Raw genomic sequence first — 1,545 nt, forward strand, 5'->3', positions numbered from 1 at the left:
ATGAATAAACAAGGGCATTGGATACGCGCAAGAGGATGCGTCTATAATGTGTATTACCACTTCGTATGGTCAACAAAGTATCGAAGGAAGGTTCTTATTGGCTCAATCGCCGAAGACCTTCATTGGTTGCATGAATTGATAGCAAAGCAGAAGGGTATTACATTGATCAATCAGGAGATTATGCCCGATCACGTTCACCTCTTTGTGACGGCTCATCCTATATTTGCTCCTGCCAACATTGCCAAGATCTTCAAAGGCATTACGGCAAAGAAGCTCTTTGAAAAGCATCCTGAACTAAGAGATCAGCTTTGGGATGGACATCTCTGGAATCCGTCTTATTATGTTGGCACCTGTGGAGATGCGACCAAAGATGTAATAGAACGCTATGTAGAGATGCAAAAGGTGAAGTGATTTGCTGAAGGTGCTTCGCTATAGGATCTATCCTACAAAATCTCAGAGAACCAAGATGGATGACGCCTTGGAGCTTTGCAGATGGACCTATAACGAAGTAATAGCCATCAGGATGAACGCTTACGAGCAAGAAAGCAAATCTCTCTCCTATTACGATACCAAGAAGCTTTTGCCAGGATGGAAAGAAGAAAAGCCCGAATTGAAGGAAGTCCATTCTCAGGTTCTACAGGAAGTCGTCAAAAGAGTTGATTTGGCCTATCAAGCCTTCTTCCGAAGAGTCAAGGCAGGAGAAAACCCAGGATATCCCAGGTTCAAGGGCTATGGCAGGTACGATAGCTTCACCTATACTCAATCAGGCTTTTCCCTGAAGCCTGGCAAACTATGGTTATCCAAGATCGGAGATATCAAGATCAAGCTTCATAGAGCTGTAGATGGAGAAATCCAGAGGCTTAATATCAGAAGAATGCCTACTGGGAAATGGTTTGTATCCTTCCTGGTTGAAGTTGAACCAGATGAACCTCTTCCTAAGACGGGATTATCAATAGGCGTTGATGTGGGTTTAAAAAGCTTCATCACCCTATCCAATGGCGAGCAGGTAGATAATCCAAGATTCTTTGTTCATGAAGAAAATGCTCTGGCAAAGGCTCAGAGAAAGCTATCAAATGCAGAAAAAGGAACACCGGAAAGGGCTAGAGCCTTAAAAGTGGTTCATAGGGTTCATGAAAGAATTACCAACAAGAGGGATGATTTTGTTCAAAAGCTCTCCATATCTCTGGTTAAATCCTATGACTTGATAGCCTTCGAAGACTTGAATATCAAGGGCATGGTCAAGAATCATTGTCTTGCAAAGCATATTACAGATGCTGCTTGGAACAAACTGATAACTACCACGTCTTACAAGGCAGAATGGGCCGGTAAACGTGTCGAACTAGTGAATCCCAATGGCACATCTCAAATATGCTCTGGTTGCGGTCAAGTGGTTCAAAAAGATCTATCAGAAAGAGTCCACAGATGTTCTTTCTGTGGTCTGACTCTGGACAGGGACCATAACGCCGCTATAAACATTCTCAGACTGGGGCTACAGTCTGTGGCGAAAGCCTAGATGCTCGCCAATTTATTGGTGGGAGTGGTCAC

Annotated in this window: 2 protein-coding genes; both read left to right on the plus strand. The window is 43.6% G+C overall.

The genetic code is table 11. The annotated features are described in order from the left end of the window. Window positions 1-411 (plus strand): IS200/IS605 family transposase, encoded by a 411-nt coding sequence (gene tnpA, locus BP727_RS11155; protein ID WP_048131778.1) that lies wholly within the window; start codon window positions 1-3, stop codon window positions 409-411. A gap of 1 nt (window position 412) precedes the next feature. Then, on the plus strand, window positions 413-1,513 hold the full coding sequence (locus tag BP727_RS11160) for an RNA-guided endonuclease InsQ/TnpB family protein (protein WP_286858854.1): 1,101 nt from the start codon (window positions 413-415) through the stop codon (window positions 1,511-1,513). Window positions 1,514-1,545: the final 32 nt, after the last annotated feature.

The sequence above is a fragment of the Methanosaeta sp. UBA356 genome (assembly GCF_002496465.1).
GTDB lineage: Archaea > Halobacteriota > Methanosarcinia > Methanotrichales > Methanotrichaceae > Methanothrix > Methanothrix soehngenii.